Source organism: Rhizobium sp. KNZ14-9A, from assembly GCF_056755015.1.
On sequence record NZ_JBPGXB010000002.1, the window covers coordinates 3441532 to 3459389 of the forward strand.

The 17858-nt window shown below is 60.6% G+C and carries 17 protein-coding genes; 16 read left to right on the forward strand and 1 reads right to left on the reverse strand.

Features of this window, described 5'->3' with window-relative positions; genetic code table 11:
* Positions 1-26 precede the first annotated feature (26 nt).
* The 4 genes from mutS (at position 27) to murJ (ending at position 7622) form a co-directional block, all read left to right on the forward strand.
* Positions 27-2753, forward strand: a complete 2727-nt coding sequence (gene mutS / locus ACR9ZQ_RS23875) for a DNA mismatch repair protein MutS (RefSeq protein ID WP_481428913.1) — start codon at positions 27-29, stop codon at positions 2751-2753.
* Positions 2754-2763: 10 nt separating this feature from the next.
* A complete protein-coding gene (locus ACR9ZQ_RS23880) occupies positions 2764-3039 on the forward strand; it encodes a hypothetical protein (RefSeq protein WP_113325054.1) in 276 nt (91 codons plus the stop codon).
* Between the two features lie 114 nt (positions 3040-3153).
* Positions 3154-6045 carry a [protein-PII] uridylyltransferase gene (locus ACR9ZQ_RS23885; RefSeq protein WP_481428914.1) on the forward strand — a complete coding sequence of 964 codons (2892 nt, stop codon included), beginning with the start codon at positions 3154-3156 and terminating at the stop codon, positions 6043-6045.
* Entirely contained in the window at positions 6042-7622 is a 1581-nt protein-coding gene (gene murJ / locus ACR9ZQ_RS23890) for a murein biosynthesis integral membrane protein MurJ (RefSeq protein ID WP_481428915.1), read from the forward strand. Before ACR9ZQ_RS23885 ends, murJ begins: the two co-directional genes overlap by 4 nt.
* Before the next feature lie 57 nt (positions 7623-7679).
* Here the strand turns inward: murJ and ACR9ZQ_RS23895 are convergent, their stop codons facing one another.
* Entirely contained in the window at positions 7680-8108 is a 429-nt protein-coding gene (locus ACR9ZQ_RS23895) for a YcbK family protein (protein WP_481428916.1), read from the reverse strand.
* A gap of 186 nt (positions 8109-8294) precedes the next feature.
* On the opposite strand from ACR9ZQ_RS23895, the gene ACR9ZQ_RS23900 reads away from it, so the two are divergent.
* The 12 genes from ACR9ZQ_RS23900 (at position 8295) to ACR9ZQ_RS23955 (ending at position 17805) form a co-directional block, all read left to right on the forward strand.
* Positions 8295-8699: a VOC family protein gene (locus ACR9ZQ_RS23900; RefSeq protein WP_481428917.1), complete on the forward strand. Its 405-nt coding sequence runs from the start codon at positions 8295-8297 to the stop codon at positions 8697-8699.
* Between the two features lie 91 nt (positions 8700-8790).
* Positions 8791-9855: a tryptophan--tRNA ligase gene (trpS, locus tag ACR9ZQ_RS23905; RefSeq protein WP_477919812.1), complete on the forward strand. Its 1065-nt coding sequence runs from the start codon at positions 8791-8793 to the stop codon at positions 9853-9855.
* A 75-nt stretch (positions 9856-9930) separates the two neighbouring features.
* The gene (locus ACR9ZQ_RS23910) at positions 9931-10422 is read left to right on the forward strand and encodes a universal stress protein (protein WP_007814929.1); all 492 of its coding nucleotides are present in this window, start codon (positions 9931-9933) and stop codon (positions 10420-10422) included.
* A gap of 107 nt (positions 10423-10529) precedes the next feature.
* The gene (locus ACR9ZQ_RS23915; protein WP_007814928.1) at positions 10530-11096 is read left to right on the forward strand and encodes a NifU family protein; all 567 of its coding nucleotides are present in this window, start codon (positions 10530-10532) and stop codon (positions 11094-11096) included.
* A gap of 87 nt (positions 11097-11183) precedes the next feature.
* Positions 11184-11843, forward strand: coding sequence for a tRNA (adenosine(37)-N6)-threonylcarbamoyltransferase complex dimerization subunit type 1 TsaB (tsaB, locus tag ACR9ZQ_RS23920; RefSeq protein ID WP_481428918.1), 660 nt, complete (start codon positions 11184-11186; stop codon positions 11841-11843).
* Positions 11840-12340, forward strand: coding sequence for a GNAT family N-acetyltransferase (locus tag ACR9ZQ_RS23925; protein ID WP_310379445.1), 501 nt, complete (start codon positions 11840-11842; stop codon positions 12338-12340). The genes tsaB and ACR9ZQ_RS23925 overlap by 4 nt, the downstream gene beginning before the upstream one ends.
* A 34-nt stretch (positions 12341-12374) precedes the next feature.
* On the forward strand, positions 12375-12803 hold the full coding sequence (locus tag ACR9ZQ_RS23930) for a Fur family transcriptional regulator (RefSeq protein ID WP_007814920.1): 429 nt from the start codon (positions 12375-12377) through the stop codon (positions 12801-12803).
* A gap of 27 nt (positions 12804-12830) precedes the next feature.
* Entirely contained in the window at positions 12831-13628 is a 798-nt protein-coding gene (gene olsA / locus ACR9ZQ_RS23935; protein ID WP_310379448.1) for a lyso-ornithine lipid O-acyltransferase, read from the forward strand.
* Positions 13629-13676: 48 nt separating this feature from the next.
* Positions 13677-15086, forward strand: a complete 1410-nt coding sequence (gene miaB, locus ACR9ZQ_RS23940; RefSeq protein WP_310379451.1) for a tRNA (N6-isopentenyl adenosine(37)-C2)-methylthiotransferase MiaB — start codon at positions 13677-13679, stop codon at positions 15084-15086.
* An 18-nt stretch (positions 15087-15104) separates the two neighbouring features.
* Positions 15105-16157: a PhoH family protein gene (locus ACR9ZQ_RS23945; RefSeq protein WP_310379454.1), complete on the forward strand. Its 1053-nt coding sequence runs from the start codon at positions 15105-15107 to the stop codon at positions 16155-16157.
* Entirely contained in the window at positions 16157-16672 is a 516-nt protein-coding gene (gene ybeY, locus ACR9ZQ_RS23950) for an rRNA maturation RNase YbeY (RefSeq protein WP_113323563.1), read from the forward strand. The genes ACR9ZQ_RS23945 and ybeY overlap by 1 nt, the downstream gene beginning before the upstream one ends.
* Complete coding sequence (locus ACR9ZQ_RS23955; RefSeq protein WP_310379456.1) at positions 16669-17805, forward strand: hemolysin family protein; 1137 nt, start codon at positions 16669-16671, stop codon at positions 17803-17805. The genes ybeY and ACR9ZQ_RS23955 overlap by 4 nt, the downstream gene beginning before the upstream one ends.
* The last annotated feature ends 53 nt before the right edge of the window (positions 17806-17858 follow it).

Genomic DNA, 17858 nt, shown 5'->3' on the forward strand with positions numbered 1-17858 from the left:
GTTTTTTTGGGAAAAACTGCACCTCCGTGAACGCACGAATAGACATCAGAAACGAAGCCTTCTCGGCAGCCGAGCTCGCGACTGAAGAAAGCCGCGCCTCGGCGACGCCGATGATGGAACAGTTTATCGAGATCAAGGCGAACAATCCGGATTCGCTGCTCTTCTATCGCATGGGCGATTTCTACGAGCTGTTCTTCGAGGATGCGCTCGAGGCTTCGCGCGCGCTCGGCATCACGCTCACCAAGCGCGGCCAGCATATGGGGCAGGATATTGCGATGTGCGGCGTGCCTGTGCATGCGGCCGACGATTATCTGCAGAAGCTGATTGCGCTCGGCTATCGCGTCGCCGTCTGCGAGCAGGTGGAAGACCCGGCGGAAGCCAAGAAGCGGGGGGCGAAATCCGTCGTCAAGCGCGATGTCGTCCGCCTCGTCACACCGGGCACTATTACCGAGGAGAAGCTGCTTTCGCCCTCGGAATCGAACTATCTGATGACTCTGTCGCGTATCCGCGGTTCTTCCGAGCCGGTGCTGGCGCTTGCCTGGATCGATATTTCCACCGGCGTCTTCCGGTTGGCGGAAACCGATGCATCGCGACTGCTCGCCGATATCCTGCGCATCGATCCGCGCGAACTCATCGTACCGGATACGATGTTTTATGACGGCGAACTGAAATCGGTCTTCGATGTACTCGGCCGCACCGCCGTTCCACAACCGGCTGTGCTTTTCGACAGCGCGACGGCAGAAACCCGTATAGCGCGCTACTTCGACGTTTCGACGCTCGACGGTTTTGGAAGTTTCTCGCGCGCCGAGCTTGCAGCCGCGGCAGCCGCCATCGCCTATGTGGAGAAGACGCAGATTGCCGAACGGCCGCCGCTCGGCAGACCGGAACGGGAGAGCGGCGCCTCGACGCTGTTCATCGATCCGGCCACTCGCGCCAATCTGGAACTTGTGCGCACACTCTCCGGTGATCGCAACGGTGCGCTGCTGAAGGCGATCGACCGCACGACCACCGGTGGCGGAGCGCGGCTGCTTGCCGAAAGACTGATGTCGCCGCTCACCGATCCCGCCCGCGTCAACGAGCGCCTGGATTCGATAAGCTTCCTGATGCAGGAACCCTCGCTCTGTGGCGACCTGCGCGATGCACTGAAACACGTACCCGACATGCCGCGGGCGCTCTCGCGCCTGGCGCTCGACCGCGGCGGTCCGCGTGATCTCTGGGCGATCCGCCAGGGACTCGGCGCTGCCACGCATATCGCCGATCTGCTGGGAAGCGCGATGCTGCCGGAGGAGTTGGAACAGGCGCGTACGGGACTGCAGGCTCTACCGTGCGAGCTCGAAACCTTGCTTGCCGAAAACCTCGCCGAGGAACTGCCGCTCTTAAAACGCGATGGCGGCTTCCTGCGCGACGGCGCCAATGCCGGCCTCGACGAGGTTCGGGCGCTGCGCGACCAGTCGCGCCGGGTCATTGCAGGCCTGCAGCTGCAATATGCCGAAGAGACCGGCATCAAATCGCTGAAGATCAAGCACAACAATATCCTCGGTTACTTCATCGAGGTCACCGCCGGCAATGCCGGACCGATGACCGATACGGCGGAGGCGAAGGCCCGCTTCATCCACCGCCAGACGATGGCAAATGCCATGCGGTTCACCACGACGGAGCTTGCCGATCTCGAAAGCCGCATCGCTAACGCCGCCGACCGCGCGCTGCAGATCGAGCTCGAAGCTTTCGACCGGATGGCGGAAGCGACCGTTGCCGAGGCTGAAGCGATCAAGGCTGGCGCACGGGCGCTTGCCGTCATCGATGTCGCTGCAGGTCTGGCACTCCTTGCCGAAGAGCAGGCCTATTGCCGGCCGCTGGTCGACGGCTCGAAGATGTTTGCGATCGAGGGTGGGCGCCATCCCGTCGTCGAACAGGCACTGCGGCGCCAGTCCATCGGTCCTTTCGTCGCCAATAATTGCGATCTGTCGCCCGTCTCCGATGGTAAGGATGGCGCGATCTGGCTGCTGACCGGCCCGAACATGGGCGGTAAATCGACGTTCCTGCGCCAGAATGCGCTGATCGCCATTCTTGCGCAGATGGGCTCCTTCGTGCCGGCGACGTCAGCGCATATCGGCATCGTCGACCGGCTGTTCTCGCGCGTCGGCGCATCCGACGATCTGGCGCGCGGGCGTTCCACCTTCATGGTGGAGATGGTCGAGACTGCGGCGATCCTCAATCAGGCGAGCGAGCACTCGCTGGTCATTCTCGACGAGATTGGCCGGGGTACTGCGACCTTCGACGGTCTTTCCATCGCCTGGGCTGCTGTCGAGCATCTGCATGAAGCCAACCGCTGCCGCGGGCTTTTCGCGACGCATTTCCATGAGCTGACCGTGCTTTCCGAAAAGCTTGCCCGGCTATCGAACGCAACGATGCGCGTGAAGGAATGGGACGGCGACGTGATCTTCCTGCATGAGGTCGGTCCAGGGGCAGCCGACCGGTCCTACGGCATTCAGGTCGCGCGGCTCGCCGGCCTGCCGGCCTCGGTCGTGGCGCGGGCGCGGGACGTGCTGACCCGTCTTGAGGATGCCGACCGCAAGAACCCGGCAAGCCAGCTGATCGACGACTTGCCGCTCTTCCAGGTCGCAGTGCGCCGCGAGGAGGCGACCCGCGGGCCGTCCAAGGTCGAGGAGGCCCTGAAGGCGATGAGCCTCGACGATATGACACCGCGCGAGGCGCTCGATGCGCTCTACGATCTCAAGAAAAAGATGAAGTAGGAATTCCCCGATGTTCATGGAAAAACTGCTTCAGGAAACCCAGCGCCTCTCCGTCATCGTCTCGATGCTGGAGATTATGAAACAATCTGATGGTAATCTGGAGGCGCGCGGCTGGAATACGCCGATCGGCATGGCGAAGATTACCGGCTCCTGCTTGAAGATCGGCGAGCTCAGCAGTGCAATCATTGACGCCGGATACCGCGAATGCGACAAGGCGACGCTCAATGGCATCATGAGTGAAACGCGGCAGGTTCTCGATACGCTGCTGACGCAGGCTTCAGCCTAAGGACTTGCGGCAAAGCGTCCGCGGCCGACGGCTTGCCAACACCATTTCGCCAAATTTAAAGGTTCATGGAATATGGAGACCTGTGTCAATCCGCGGGCAAAGAGGCTATAGCGCATGCAGATCAAACAAGAGGCGCGCCATGAGCAAGCGACCCGGACCGAAGAGGTAAGCCCCCGGCCGATGGCGACGCACGACATCGATTTCTCCGAAATCCTCGATGTGGAATTGCTGCAGGGGCAATGTGATGCCATTGCCGAAGCCAACCGCAACCGTCCCGACGTGCTGCGGAACGATCTTCTTGCCGCTCTGAAGAAAGCCAGCGTCGAAGGACGCAAGAAGGCGCGCGAACTGCTTGACGCCCAGGGCGGCGGGCTTGATTGTGCCCACCGCATTTCCTGGCTGCAGGACCAGATCATCACCATTCTCTACAATTTCGCCACGGCGCATGTCTTTCCGAAGCAGAAGGACAAATTCGCGGTCACCGCAGTCGGCGGCTACGGGCGCGACACACTGGCACCGGGTTCCGATATCGATCTGCTCTTCCTCTTCCTGCCGAAGCCAGCGGAAGAGACGCATAAAGCCGTCGAGTTCATGCTCTATATGCTGTGGGACATGGGCTTCAAGGTCGGCCACGCGACCCGCACCATCGAGGAATGTATCGCGCTTTCCAAATCCGACATGACGATCCGCACCGCCATCCTGGAGATGCGCTACATCTGCGGCCTGAAGTCGCTAGAGACGGAGCTGGAAGCCCGCTTCGACAAGGAAATCGTCACCGGCACGGGGCCGGAATTCATTGCCGCCAAGCTTGCCGAACGCGACGAACGCCACCGCAAGGCCGGCGACACGCGCTATCTCGTCGAGCCGAACGTCAAGGAGGGCAAGGGTGGCCTTCGCGACTTGCATACGCTCTTCTGGATTTCGAAATATTATTATCATGTTCGCGACCCGGCGGATCTGGTGCCGCTCGGCGTGCTGTCGAAGCAGGAATACCGGCTTCTGGAGAAGGCCGACGACTTTCTCTGGGCCGTGCGCTGCCACATGCATTTCCTGACCGGGAAAGCGGAGGAACGTCTTTCCTTCGATATCCAGCGCGAGATCGCCGAGGCGCTCGGCTATCATTCCCGCCCCGGCCTTTCGGCCGTCGAGCGTTTCATGAAACACTACTTCCTGGTGGCTAAAGATGTCGGCGACCTGACGCGCATCCTCTGCGCCGCGCTCGAAGACCAGCAGGCGAAGTCAATCCCCGGTCTGACGGGCGTCATCAACCGCTTTACCCACCGCAATCGCAAGATCCCCGGCAGCGTCGAGTTCGTCGAAGATCGTGGCCGCATTACGCTTGCCAATCCCGATGTCTTCAAGCGCGATCCGGTCAGCATCATCCGCCTGTTCCATGTGGCCGATATCAACGGGCTGGAATTCCATCCCGATGCGCTGAAGCGCGTCACGCGTTCGCTCGGCCTCATCAACAACGACCTGCGCGAGAATGACGAGGCCAACCGGCTTTTCCTGTCGATCCTCACCTCCAAGCGCGACCCCGCCCTCATCCTGCGGCGCATGAACGAGGCTGGCGTGCTTGGCCGGTTCATTCCCGAATTCGGCAAGATCGTCGCGATGATGCAGTTCAACATGTATCATCACTACACAGTCGACGAGCACCTGATCCGCGCCATCGATGTTCTCTCGGAGATCGACAAAGGCAAGGCGGAGGAGCTGCATCCGCTCGCCAACAAGTTGATGCCGCATATCGAGGATCGCGAGGCGCTTTATGTCGCCGTACTGCTGCACGATATCGCCAAGGGCCGCCAGGAAGACCATTCGATCGCCGGCGCGCGCGTCGCCCGCAAGCTCAGTGCCCGCTTTGGCCTGTCGCAGAAGCAGACCGAGATCGTCGTCTGGCTGATCGAAGAACATCTGACGATGTCGATGGTCGCCCAGACGCGCGACCTGACGGACCGCAAGACGATCACCGACTTTGCCGACCGTGTTCAGTCTCTCGACCGCCTGAAGATGCTGATGATCCTGACGATCTGCGACATCCGCGCCGTCGGGCCGGGTGTGTGGAACGGCTGGAAGGGCCAGTTGCTGCGCACGCTCTATTACGAGACGGAACTGCTGCTTGCCGGCGGCTTCTCGGAAGTGTCCCGCAAGGAGCGCGCCCAGGCTGCCGCCGAAGCGCTTTATGCGGCGCTTGCCGACTGGCCACAGAAGGATCGCCGCACCTACGCCAAGCTGCATTACCAGCCCTATCTGCTCTCCGTGCCGCTGGAAGACCAGATCCGCCATGCGCATTTCATCCGCCAGGCGGACAAAGCCGGCCAGGCGCTGGCAACCACAGTGCGCACCGACAGCTTCCACGCGATCACCGAAATTACCGTTCTCTCGCCCGACCATCCGCGCCTGCTCGCCGTCATTGCCGGGGCCTGTGCGGCAGCCGGCGCCAACATCGTCGATGCGCAGATCTTCACGACCTCGGATGGCCGGGCGCTCGATACGATCCATGTCAGCCGCGAGTTTCCGAACGACGAGGACGAGCTTCGCCGCGCCGGCACGATCGGCCGGATGATCGAGGACGTGCTGTCAGGCCGCAAGCGCCTTCCCGATGTGATCGCCACCCGCGCGAAGAACCGCAAGAAGAGCAAGGCCTTCATCATTCCGCCGTCGGTGGCGATCACCAATAGCCTGTCGAACAAGTTCACGGTCATCGAGGTGGAATGCCTCGATCGGCCCGGCCTGCTGTCGGAAATGACTGCCGTCCTGTCCGATCTGTCGCTCGACATCCAGTCGGCCCGCATCACCACCTTCGGTGAAAAAGTGATCGATACTTTCTACGTCACCGATCTTGTCGGCCAGAAGATCTCCGGTGATAGCAAGCGCGCCAATATCACTGCCCGTATGAAAGCGGTCATGGCCGAGGAGCAGGACGAACTGCGCGAACGCATGCCATCAGGGATCATCGCCCCTGCCGCTACCGCCGCCGAAAAGAAAGCCGATTTCCCCGCATGAGCCTCGTCAAGAAATTCGCCACGGTCGGCGGCGCCACGCTCGGAAGCCGCATCTTCGGTTTTGCCCGCGAAACGCTGATGGCCGCCGCTCTCGGCACCGGGCCGATGGCCGACGTTTTCTATGCCGCCTTCCGTTTCCCTAACCTCTTCCGCCGGCTCTTTGCCGAAGGCGCTTTCAACGCCGCCTTCGTGCCGCTCTTCGCCAAGGAGATCGAGGCGAACGGCACTGATGGTGCTAAGCGCTTTTCGGAAGAAGTCTTCGGTGTCCTGTTCTCCGTCCTGCTGCTCATCACCATCGTGATGGAGCTTTCCATGCCGCTGCTTGTGCGCTTCGTCATCGCGCCGGGTTTTGCTGATGACCCCGAGAAATTCGACATCACCATCCGCATGGCGGCAGTGATGTTCCCTTATCTCATGTGCATGTCTCTGACGGCGATGATGAGCGGCATGCTGAATTCGCTGCATCACTTCTTCGCCGCGGCCGTCGCGCCTATCTTCCTCAATGTGGTGATGATCGGCGCGCTGTTCTACGCGCTCTATACCGGCGCCGAACCGTTGACGACGGCCTGGTATCTTTCCTGGGGCGTGCTGGCAGCCGGCGTTCTGCAGCTCGCCGTCGTCTATCTCGGTGTCCTGCATGCCGGCATGAGCATCGGCTTCCGCTTCCCGAAGATGACACCGAACGTCAAGCGGCTGCTGATCCTTGCCGTTCCCGCGGCCGTCACAGGCGGTATTACGCAGATCAACCAGCTCATCGGCCAGGCAATCGCCTCTTCGCGCGAAGGCGCTATTGCAGCCCTGCAATATGCCGACCGAATCTACCAGCTTCCCCTCGGCGTCGTCGGCGTCGCCGTCGGTGTGGTGCTGCTGCCCGAACTCGCCCGCGCACTCAAGGGCGGGGCGTTGCGCGAAGCGGGCTATCTGCAGAACCGCTCGATCGAATTCGTGCTGTTCATGACGATTCCTGCCGCCTTCGCGCTCTGGATTCTCTCCGACGAGATCATCCGCGTGCTCTATGAGCGTGGCGCCTTCCACCAGGAGAACACGTTCATCGTCGGCTCGATTCTCGCCATCTACGGCATCGGCCTGCCGGCTTTCGTGCTGATCAAAGCACTGCAGCCGGGCTTTTATGCCCGCGAGGACACCAAGACGCCCATGCGTTTCTCTGCGGTTGCCGTCGCGGTCAACTGTGCAACGGCGCTGACGCTCTTTCCCTATATCGGCGCGCCCGGCATCGCGGTGGCCGAAGCCACGGCCGGCTGGATCAGCACCGTCCTGCTCTTCACGACACTTCTGCGCCGCGGCCATCTCACATGGGAATGGGCGCTTGCCAAACGCGCCGTCCTGCTGGTCGTCGCCTCTGCCGTCATGGGCGCGGTCATCTTCTACCTCAAGCAGCACTGGGCGCCCTGGCTTGCCTCGGGCGCACCGCTTCTGACCAAGGTCGGCACGCTTGGTCTGCTGATTGCGATTTCGATGGTCGTCTATTTCGCGACCGCCTTCCTGATCGGCGGGGCGGACCTCGGCATGATCCGACGCAACCTCAACCGCAAGCCGGCGCCGGCGAAAGATGCCTAGCGCCCTTTTTTCGCAATTCCGGACGCGAAGCCGCTGCGCAGTTTTGCTGGAATTGCTTTAGCAATCCACCCATCGTCGCTGCGGCCCGACATCGACGTGGACGATGCCATTGCAATAGGTGCCGATCCCTCCGATGCCCGGTGCGGTTTTCGCAGCGGCGACGATCGTGCGCTCTGACACGCCGGGAATCCGGATATCAGCCGCAAGGCATTTCCCGTGCATGGAACCGTGGCGGCGGGGATGTGGCCGGAAGCCCGAAGTTATCATCGGCCGTCGTCCGGTCTTTGCCGCGATATGCGACAAGACCACCCGCAATCGCTCCGGGAAACAGCCGGCGCGAACGCTGACGGTCTGCATCGTGTAAGCAATACGCATCTCGTATTTGGGAAGTTGACTGGTCTGCCGTCGATTATCTTGACCGACGGCCGTCGTTGCTGATTGTAGGGCGAAAAGGCCTGCCATGGCGAGCAAACTAGCGTTCTGCATGGTCCCTCCGATCGGTTGTCCCGACGGCCCCTTGGGCCGTCAGCCCGGCGAGAGGATTTTCAGTTCAAAGAAAGCTTTTCTGTGAAATTTTATACTCAGTTTTAGCTAAACACACTGATCAATTTGGCGTAAAACCGGGCACTTTTCTGCATATAGATGGAATAAACGTCCGAATCTGGAGATCTCATGATCCAATCCCTGTTTCTCGTCACCCTCGTTGTCGATGATTATGACCGCGCCAAAGCCTTCTATTGTGAGGTCCTCGGCTTCGAATGCCTTCAAGACGAAGTACAGCCGGAAGGCAAGCGCTGGCTCGTCGTCAAGCCAAAGGGCGGGGATGGCGCGGCCTTTCTACTGGCGCAGGCGGCAAATGAAGCGCAGCGAGCTGCTGTCGGAAATCAGACCGGCGGGCGTGTCGGCTTCTTCCTCAAGACCGACGATTTTGGGCGCGATCACACAGCGATGCTTGATGCCGGCGTTCACTTTCTGGAGGAACCGCGACATGAGGTTTACGGCACCGTTGCGGTCTTTTCGGATCCTTACGGCAACACCTTCGACCTCATTCAACACGCTGCGCCCACCGCCTCTTGATTGCGACCGGGAGCGCGTGCATAAGCGCCCGCGTTAGCAACATGGGCCTTTGGCCCTGGGGCCCTCCACCAGCCTAATCGAGGACAACATCATGGGCGAATTCAAGAAGCTCGTATTCTCCGGCGTTCAGCCGACGGGCAATCTGCATCTCGGCAATTATCTCGGCGCGATCCGCCGCTTCGTGCAGCTCCAGGACGGCAACGACTGCATCTATTGCGTCGTCGATCTTCATGCGCTGACCGCACAGCTCGTCCACGAGGACATGCTGTCGCAGACGCGCTCGATCGCAGCCGCCTTCATCGCTTCCGGCATCGACGCTGAAAAGCATATCGTCTTCAATCAGTCCGCCGTACCGCAGCACGCCGAACTCGCCTGGATCTTCAATTGTGTCGCCCGCCTCGGCTGGATGAACCGCATGACGCAGTTCAAGGACAAGGCCGGCAAGGACCGCGAGCAGGCCTCGCTCGGTCTCTACGCCTATCCGAGCCTGATGGCTGCCGACATTCTCGTCTACCGCGCCACGCATGTGCCCGTCGGCGAGGATCAGAAGCAGCACCTCGAGCTGACGCGCGACATCGCGATGAAGTTCAATCTCGATTACGCCTCGCATATCCACAAGACGAATTACGGGATCGACATCACCGTCGGCAACGAGCCGGTACATGCCTATTTCCCGATGGTCGAACCGCTGATCGGCGGACCGGCACCGCGCGTCATGTCGCTGCGCGACGGCACGAAGAAGATGTCGAAGTCCGATCCGTCGGATCTTTCGCGCATCAACCTGATGGACGATGAGGAGGCGATCTCCAAGAAAATCCGCAAGGCCAAGACCGATCCGGATGGCTTGCCGAGCGAAATCGCCGGTCTCGAAAACCGGCCGGAGGCTGAAAACCTCGTCTCGATCTATGCCGCACTCGCCGACAAGACGAGGGAACAGGTGCTCGCTGAATTTGGCGGCCAGCAGTTCTCCGTCTTCAAGCCGGCGCTGATTGATCTCGCTGTCCAGGTGCTGTCGCCGATAACAGGCGAAATGCGCCGCCTGATGAACGACACGAGCCATATCGACGCGATTCTGCGCAACGGCAATGAACGCGCAAGGGCACGCGCCGACGTGACGATGCGCGAACTTCGCGAGATCATCGGCTTCCTCTACTAGTCCGATCGACATGCAGAGCTCCCGTGCAAAACGGGGGCTTGCAAATTTTTGGTCTCAGGTGTCAGAGTTCGCATCATGGTATCAAAGCGACTCTCACGGCTCGAAGGTCATCGCCGCAAATTTATGGCGGTGATAGACGGGACACCCGAATGCCAACGCGCCGTCCACTATGCCGGACGGCGCGCCAAGAATTCCAATGGCGGCCTCGTTCTGCTCTATGTGATCCCGGAAGGCGATTTTCAGCAATGGCTTGGCGTCGAGGAGATCATGCGGGCGGAAGCCCGCGAGGAGGCGGAAGCCACTGTCGCCAAGATCGCACAAATCGTGCGCGAGACGATTGGCATCGAACCGGAGATCGTCATCCGCGAGGGCAATTCGGCTGAGCAGATCAATGCGGTGATCGAGGAAGACAGGGACGTCGCCATCCTCGTGCTTGCCGCAGGCTCCGCTAAGGAGGGACCGGGACCGCTGGTTTCGTCCGTCGCAGGACGTGGAGCTGCCTTTCCCATTCCCGTCACCGTGCTTCCCGACACGCTGACGAATGAAGAAATCGACGCCCTCTGTTAAGCCATTTCTTGAGTATCAGTCTCTTGAATCGGTCGGGCAATAGGCTTATTTTCTTTTGAAGAATTCTAAAGACGGCAGAGGCCACGGCCCGCCGCATGGAGAGCGAGATGTTCATTCAGACCGAAGCCACGCCGAACCCAGCAACGCAGAAGTTCCTTCCCGGCAAGGTCGTAATGGAAAACGGAACGGCCGAATTCCGCAATGCCGATGAAGCCCAGGCTTCGCCGCTCGCCGCCCGTCTTTTCGAGATTCCGGGCGTGACCGGCGTCTATTTCGGTTACGATTTCATCTCCGTCTCCAAGGACGATGCCGAGTGGCAGCATCTGAAGCCGGCTATTCTCGGCTCGATCATGGAGCATTTCATGTCCGGCAAGCCGGTCATGGGCGATGCCTCCATTCTCTCGGAAGACATTGATGCCGGCGATGAATTCTTCGATGAAGGTGACGAATCGATCGTGCTCACCATCAAGGAACTGCTGGAGACCCGTGTGCGTCCGGCTGTTGCCCAGGATGGCGGCGACATCACCTTCCGCGGCTTCAAGGACGGCAAGGTTTACCTGAATATGAAGGGTTCCTGCTCCGGCTGCCCGTCTTCGACGGCAACGCTGAAGCACGGCGTCCAGAACCTGCTGCGCCATTTCGTTCCGGAAGTGCAGGAAGTGATTGCCGCTTAAAATGTAAGATTCGTCCGGCCGTTCATCTAGGGTTCGGCCAGACGGAATTATGGATAGGCGACAATAGTTTATTCGGAAATTGATGGCATGATTGTTCTGGCGCTCGACACGGCAGGTGTGGATTGCGCTGCCGCCATTTATGATAGCGGCAGGAATACGGTGCTGGGGGAGGCATCGGACATGATCGGCAAGGGGCATGCTGAACATCTGATGGGTATCGTCGACCGCGCGCTGGATCAGGCGGGCGTCGCACTTTCGGATGTCGACCGCCTTGCGGTCACCATCGGCCCCGGCTCCTTTACCGGTATCCGCGTCGGTGTTGCCGCAGCCCGCGGCTTTGCGCTTTCCCTCAATATTCCCGCCGTCGGCATCACCACGCTGGAAGTGATGGCGGCCGCCCAGCGCGAAAAGACTCCTGGTCACGCAGTGCTCGCGGCGATGGATGCCAAGCGGGACGAAATCTATCTCCAGTCTTTTGCAGCCGACGGCTCACCGCTTGATGAGCCCCGTGCGGTCAGCATTGCCGAAGCGCAGGTTTTCGCTGCCGGTTTCGACGGCGAGATCACCGGTTCGGCAACCCCGGTCCTGAAGCCGGATGCAACGGGCGAATACGCCAACTCCTTCCCGATCTCCATCGTGGCGCGTCTCGGTGCTGCCGCGAACCCGAATACCGGAAAGCCGAAGCCCCTTTATCTGCGCGGACCCGATGCCAAACCGCAGGCCGGGTATGCGATTGCAAGAGTATGACGATGCTGGAAGCCTATCTGACGCTGAAACCGGAATTCGAAATCGTCGCCATGGAGCCGGAGGATTGCCTCGACGTTTCCGTCCTGCATGGCGAGCGCTTCGCCCGCCCTTGGGGTGACGGCGAATTTCACAGCCTGCTTTCGCAGAACACCGTCTTCGGCTTTGTCGCCCGCCAGACCAATGCCATCCTGAAAAAGACGCTGCCGGGCTTCATCCTGGCACGCGAGGTGGCGGGCGAGGCGGAAATCCTGACGGTCGCCGTGCAGGCGAAGGTCGCGCGTTCCGGCCTCGGCTGGCGGCTGATGCAGGCCGCCATGCGCGAAGCACGCCTTCGTGGCGGCGAAAGCATGTTCCTGGAAGTCGATAACGGCAATACCGCCGCCCTCGGCCTTTACCGCAAGCTTGGCTTCGAGGTGGCTGGTGAGCGCAAGGGCTATTATAAGGATGCCAATGGGGCTACCTCCACGGCGCTTGTCATGAAGCGCGTTCTTCGGTAGTTCCCTTCTCGGCAGGAATAGCGAGAAGGCAGCCATGACTGAGGTAGCCAAAACCCTTGAGGAGCTTTGCGCTGAACGCGGCATGCGCATGACCGAGCAGCGCCGGGTGATCGCGCGCATTCTCGAGGACTCCGAAGATCACCCCGATGTCGAGGAACTCTATCGCCGCTCCGTCAAGGTCGATGCCAAGATTTCGATTTCGACGGTCTATCGTACGGTGAAGCTATTCGAAGATGCAGGTATCATCGCCCGCCACGATTTCCGTGACGGCCGTTCCCGCTACGAGACGGTGCCTGAAGAGCATCACGACCATCTGATCGATCTGAAGACAGGCGTCGTCATCGAGTTCCGTTCGCCGGAGATCGAGGCGCTGCAGGAGCGGATCGCCCGCGAGCATGGCTTCAAGCTGGTGGATCACCGCCTGGAACTCTACGGCATCCCGCTGAAGAAAGACGAAATCTGATATCATGGCAGTCCGGGAGCGCCGCATTTGATCGTCTGGCTGCGCATCGCCTTCGCCATTACCGTCATCATTGTCGTCAGCATCCTGCTCATGCCGCTACAGGTGCTGGCGCTGCGTTTCGACTGGAAACTCAGGCGTACCCTGCCCCGGCGCTGGCATCGTATCGTCTGCTATTGTCTCGGCATCCGCATTCAGGTGCGCGGCACGCTTGAGAGCCGCCGGCCGCTGATGCTCTGTTCCAACCATTCTTCGTGGATGGACATCATGGTCATGTCGGCCGTGGCCGACGTCGCCTTCATCGCCAAGATCGAGGTGCGCGACTGGCCGATTTTCGGCACGCTCGCCAAGCTGCAGAAAAGCGTCTTCGTGGTGCGGGAGGAAAAGCGCCGCACCGGCCATCAGGCGAGCGAGATCGCCGGCCGCATGGCAGACGGTGAAATCGTCGTGCTTTTTCCCGAGGGAACGACCTCGGATGGTAATCGACTGCTGGAGGTCAAATCGTCGCTCTTCGGCGCTGCCGCAATGGCCGTGCCCCATTCCCCGACCGGCGGCGTCATGGTCCAGCCGGTTTCTATCGCCTATACGCAGGTGCATGGTATCGCCATGGGCCGCTATCACCGCCCGCTTGCGGCATGGCCCGGCGATATCGAGCTCCTACCGCATCTGACCGACATCATGAAATGCGGCGCGATCGATGCCGAAGTCTCCTTCGGCGAGACGATCGAATATGGCGAAAAGACCAATCGCAAGGAAGTCAGCGCGACGATCGCTGCCCGCATCCGCAACCTGCTGAACCGCAGCCTGCGCGGCCGCGCGATCGACTGATCCGAGATACCCTTTTCTCCCGCGTCAAAAACCACTAGATAACGGGCCATGACCCAGGACAGCGCCCTTCTTCAGGCCCCGGAGGCTTCTCTCCGCGATGGCTCCAACAGCCGCAAGGTTTTCATCAAGACCTATGGCTGCCAGATGAACGTCTACGACTCGACGCGCATGAGCGATGCTCTTGCCCGCGACGGCTATGAGACGACCGAAGATATGGAAGAGGCCGACCTCGTCTTGCTCAACACCTGCCACATCCGCGAGAAGGCGGCTGAGAAGGTCTATTCCGCGCTTGGGCGCCTGCGCGAGATGAAGAAGCGCAAGGCCGCCGACGGCCGCGAGATGATGATCGGTGTTGCCGGTTGCGTAGCGCAGGCGGAAGGCGAGGAAATCCTGCGCCGTGCGCCGGCTGTCGATGTGGTCATCGGCCCACAGACCTATCACCGCCTGCCGGAGGCGCTGCGCCGCGCCAAGGAAGGCCACCGCGTCATCGATACGGAATATGCAATCGAGGACAAGTTCGAGCACCTGCCGATCGCCGAGGCACCGAAGATCCGTGCCCGTGGCGTGACCGCCTTCCTGACGGTTCAGGAAGGCTGCGACAAGTTCTGCACCTTCTGCGTCGTGCCCTATACGCGCGGCTCCGAAGTGTCGCGGCCAGTCGCACAAATCGTCGAGGAGGCGATGAAGCTCGTTGATGGCGGCGTGCGCGAAATCACCCTGCTTGGGCAGAACGTCAATGCCTGGCATGGCGTCGGCCCGAAGGGCGAAGAGTGGAGCCTTGGCGACCTGCTCTACCGGCTTGCAGAAATCCCCCGCCTTGCGCGGCTTCGCTATACGACCAGCCATCCGCGCGACATGGACGATCGTCTGATCGAGGCCCATCGCGACCTTCGCACGCTGATGCCTTATCTGCACCTTCCGGTTCAGGCCGGTTCGGACCGCATTCTAAAGGCCATGAACCGCCGGCACACGGCGGCCGAATATCTTTCCCTCATCGAGCGCATCCGCAAAGCCCGCCCCGATATCGCACTCTCAGGCGACTTCATTACCGGCTTTCCGGGGGAGACAGACCGGGAATTTGAGGATACACTAAAACTCGTTGAGGAGGTTCGTTATGCACAGGCCTTCTCGTTCAAATATTCGACGCGGCCCGGTACGCCCGGAGCGGAATTGAAGGACCAGGTGCCGGAAGACATCAAGGCAGAACGGCTGGAACGCCTGCAGGCGCTGCTTCTTAAGCAGACGCAGGAATTCAACGAGTCTTGCATCGGCAAGGAAATCGATCTTCTCCTGGAAAAGCCCGGCCGTATGCCCGGCCAACTTATTGGCCGCTCACCGTGGCTGCAGTCCGTGAATGTTGATGCAAAAGCATCGCAAATCGGTGACATTATTAAAGTGCGAATCACAGGAACCGGAACCAACAGCCTGTTTGCCGAACGCGCAGAGGCTGAGGTCTAACCCAAGGAGCTCGACCGCTTGAACGGACAGGAATTGGTTTCCACTTCACCGCGCCACCCACGCATTGCGAGCGACGCCAATCACTTCGTCCTGACGTTCGAGAACAACCGGTTCGCCAGCGAACTTTTCGGACAGTTCGATCAGAATCTGAAGCTGCTGGAACAGCGGCTCCATATCGATGCGCGGGCGCGCGGCAACTCCGTTGTCATCACCGGCGATGTGCTGGCCACCAATCAGGCGCGGCGCACACTCGATTACCTCTATGAAAAACTCCAGAAAGGCGGCAGTGTGGAGCGTTCAGACGTTGAAGGCGCAATTCGCATGGCGGTTGCCGCCGACGACCAGCTCACATTACCGACGATGGAGAAAAAAGCCAAATTGACGATGGCGCAGATTTCGACGCGCAAGAAGACGATCATCGCGCGCACGCCGACACAGGATGCCTATATGCGGGCGCTCGAGCGCTCAGAGATGGTGTTCGGCGTTGGTCCGGCCGGTACCGGCAAGACCTATCTCGCCGTCGCCCATGCGGCCCAGCTGCTGGAGCGCGGCGCGGTCGAAAAGATCATTCTCTCCAGACCGGCCGTCGAAGCCGGCGAACGCCTGGGCTTCCTGCCGGGTGATATGAAGGAGAAGGTCGATCCCTATCTGCGCCCGCTTTATGACGCGCTCTACGACATGATGCCCGGCGATAAGGTGGAACGGGCGATTACCGCCGGCGTCATCGAAATCGCGCCGCTTGCCTTCATGCGTGGACGAACGCTCGCCAATGCCGCTGTCATCCTCGACGAGGCTCAGAATACCACGGCGATGCAGATGAAGATGTTCCTGACGCGTCTCGGCGAAAATTCGCGCATGATCATCACCGGCGACCCGAGCCAGATCGACCTGCCGCGTGGCGTCAAATCCGGCCTTGTGGAAGCGCTGCACCTCCTGAACGATGTCGAGGGTATTTCGATCGTGCGCTTCAAGGATGTCGACGTCGTTCGCCATCCGCTCGTCGGCCGCATCGTCAAGGCCTATGACGCGACCTATACCGCAGCAAACGAAGAGGCCATCCGGCAGGACTGATGGCCGAGCTCGACATACAGATCAGCATCGAGGACACGGGCTGGCCCGCCGAAGATGTATTGCATGCTCTTGGCGAACGCGTGTTGGGTGCGGCTGTCACTTACCTGCGGGAAGAGGAACAGCAACCCTTCCCGAAGATGCCGCCGGAAGTTTCGCTCGTCTTCACCGACGATGCCTCCATCCAGGACATCAATGCGGAATGGCGCGGCAAGGACAAGCCGACCAACGTGCTGTCGTTTCCGGCCTTTCCGGTCAAACCCGGCAAAATGCCCGGTCCGATGCTCGGCGACATCATCATTGCCCTGGAAACGGTCGAGCGCGAGGCGCAAGAGCTCGAAAAGAGCTTTGACGATCATCTGACCCATCTTATGGTGCATGGTTTCTTGCATCTGCTCGGCTACGACCATATGAATAATGACGAAGCCGAAATTATGGAGGGGCTGGAGACTCGCATTTTGGCAGTACTCGGCCTATCTGACCCCTACGAGGGTCAAGACCTTAAAATGGAACCATGAGCGACTTTTCAACGAAGCCGGCGTCAGACGCCAGGGACTCCGAGCAATCCTCCTCTTCCGATGAGGGTGGCAGTAGTCGACACCGACCGCAATCCTTCTGGTCACGCGCCGCGCGCATCTTGAGACCGCAACAAGGCTCGCGCCTGCGCGAAGACATCGCCGACGCGCTGATGACCGACCCGGCTGCAGCCGACGCCTTTTCGCCCGACGAGCGGGCGATGCTCCACAATATCCTGCGCTTCCGCGAAGTGCGCGTTGCCGACGTGATGGTGCCGCGCGCCGATATCGAGGCGGTCGACCAGAACATCACGATCGGCGAACTGATGATCCTCTTCGAGGAAAGCGGCCGTTCGCGCATGCCGGTCTATGCCGAAACGCTCGACGACCCGCGCGGCATGGTGCATATCCGCGATCTTCTTTCCTACGTCGCCAAGCAGGCGCGCAACAAGCGCCGCAGTGGCACAAAGCCTGCGGCAAGCACGCCCGCAATCGAGGTCTCTCCGGAAAATATCCAGAAGGCGCCGCGCTCGGCCAAGCCGAACTTCGATCTCGGACGCGTCGACCTGCAGAAGACGCTCGCCGAAACCGGCATCATCAGACAGATCCTCTTCGTGCCGCCTTCCATGCTGGCATCCGATCTTCTGCGCCGCATGCAGGTGAACCGCACACAGATGGCGCTGGTCATCGACGAATATGGCGGCACTGACGGCCTCGCCTCGCACGAAGATATTGTGGAGATGGTGATCGGCGATATCGACGACGAACATGACGATGAGGAAGTCATGTTCAAACGCATTTCGGAGGACGTCTTCGTTGCCGACGCCCGCGTCGAGCTCGAGGAGATTGCCGAAGCCATCGGTCCGGATTTCGACATCAGTGAGCAGATCGATGAGGTCGATACGCTGGGCGGCCTGATCTTCTCGGCACTGGGGCGCATCCCCGTGCGCGGAGAAGTCGTTCAGGCCTTGTCGGATTTCGAATTCCACATCCTCGATGCCGATCCGCGCCGCATCAAGCGGGTGCGCATCACCCGCAAGCGCCAGGCAATCCGCCGCCGCGCCAAGGCGGATGGTGACGGGCCGCCCTTCGGCGACGGAAACGATGATCGGTCGGCGGAATCGACCGCAAACTGACCTTTCCGTAAGACGACAAGCGCGCGCTTTTTTGAAAGACTGCGATTGGATTG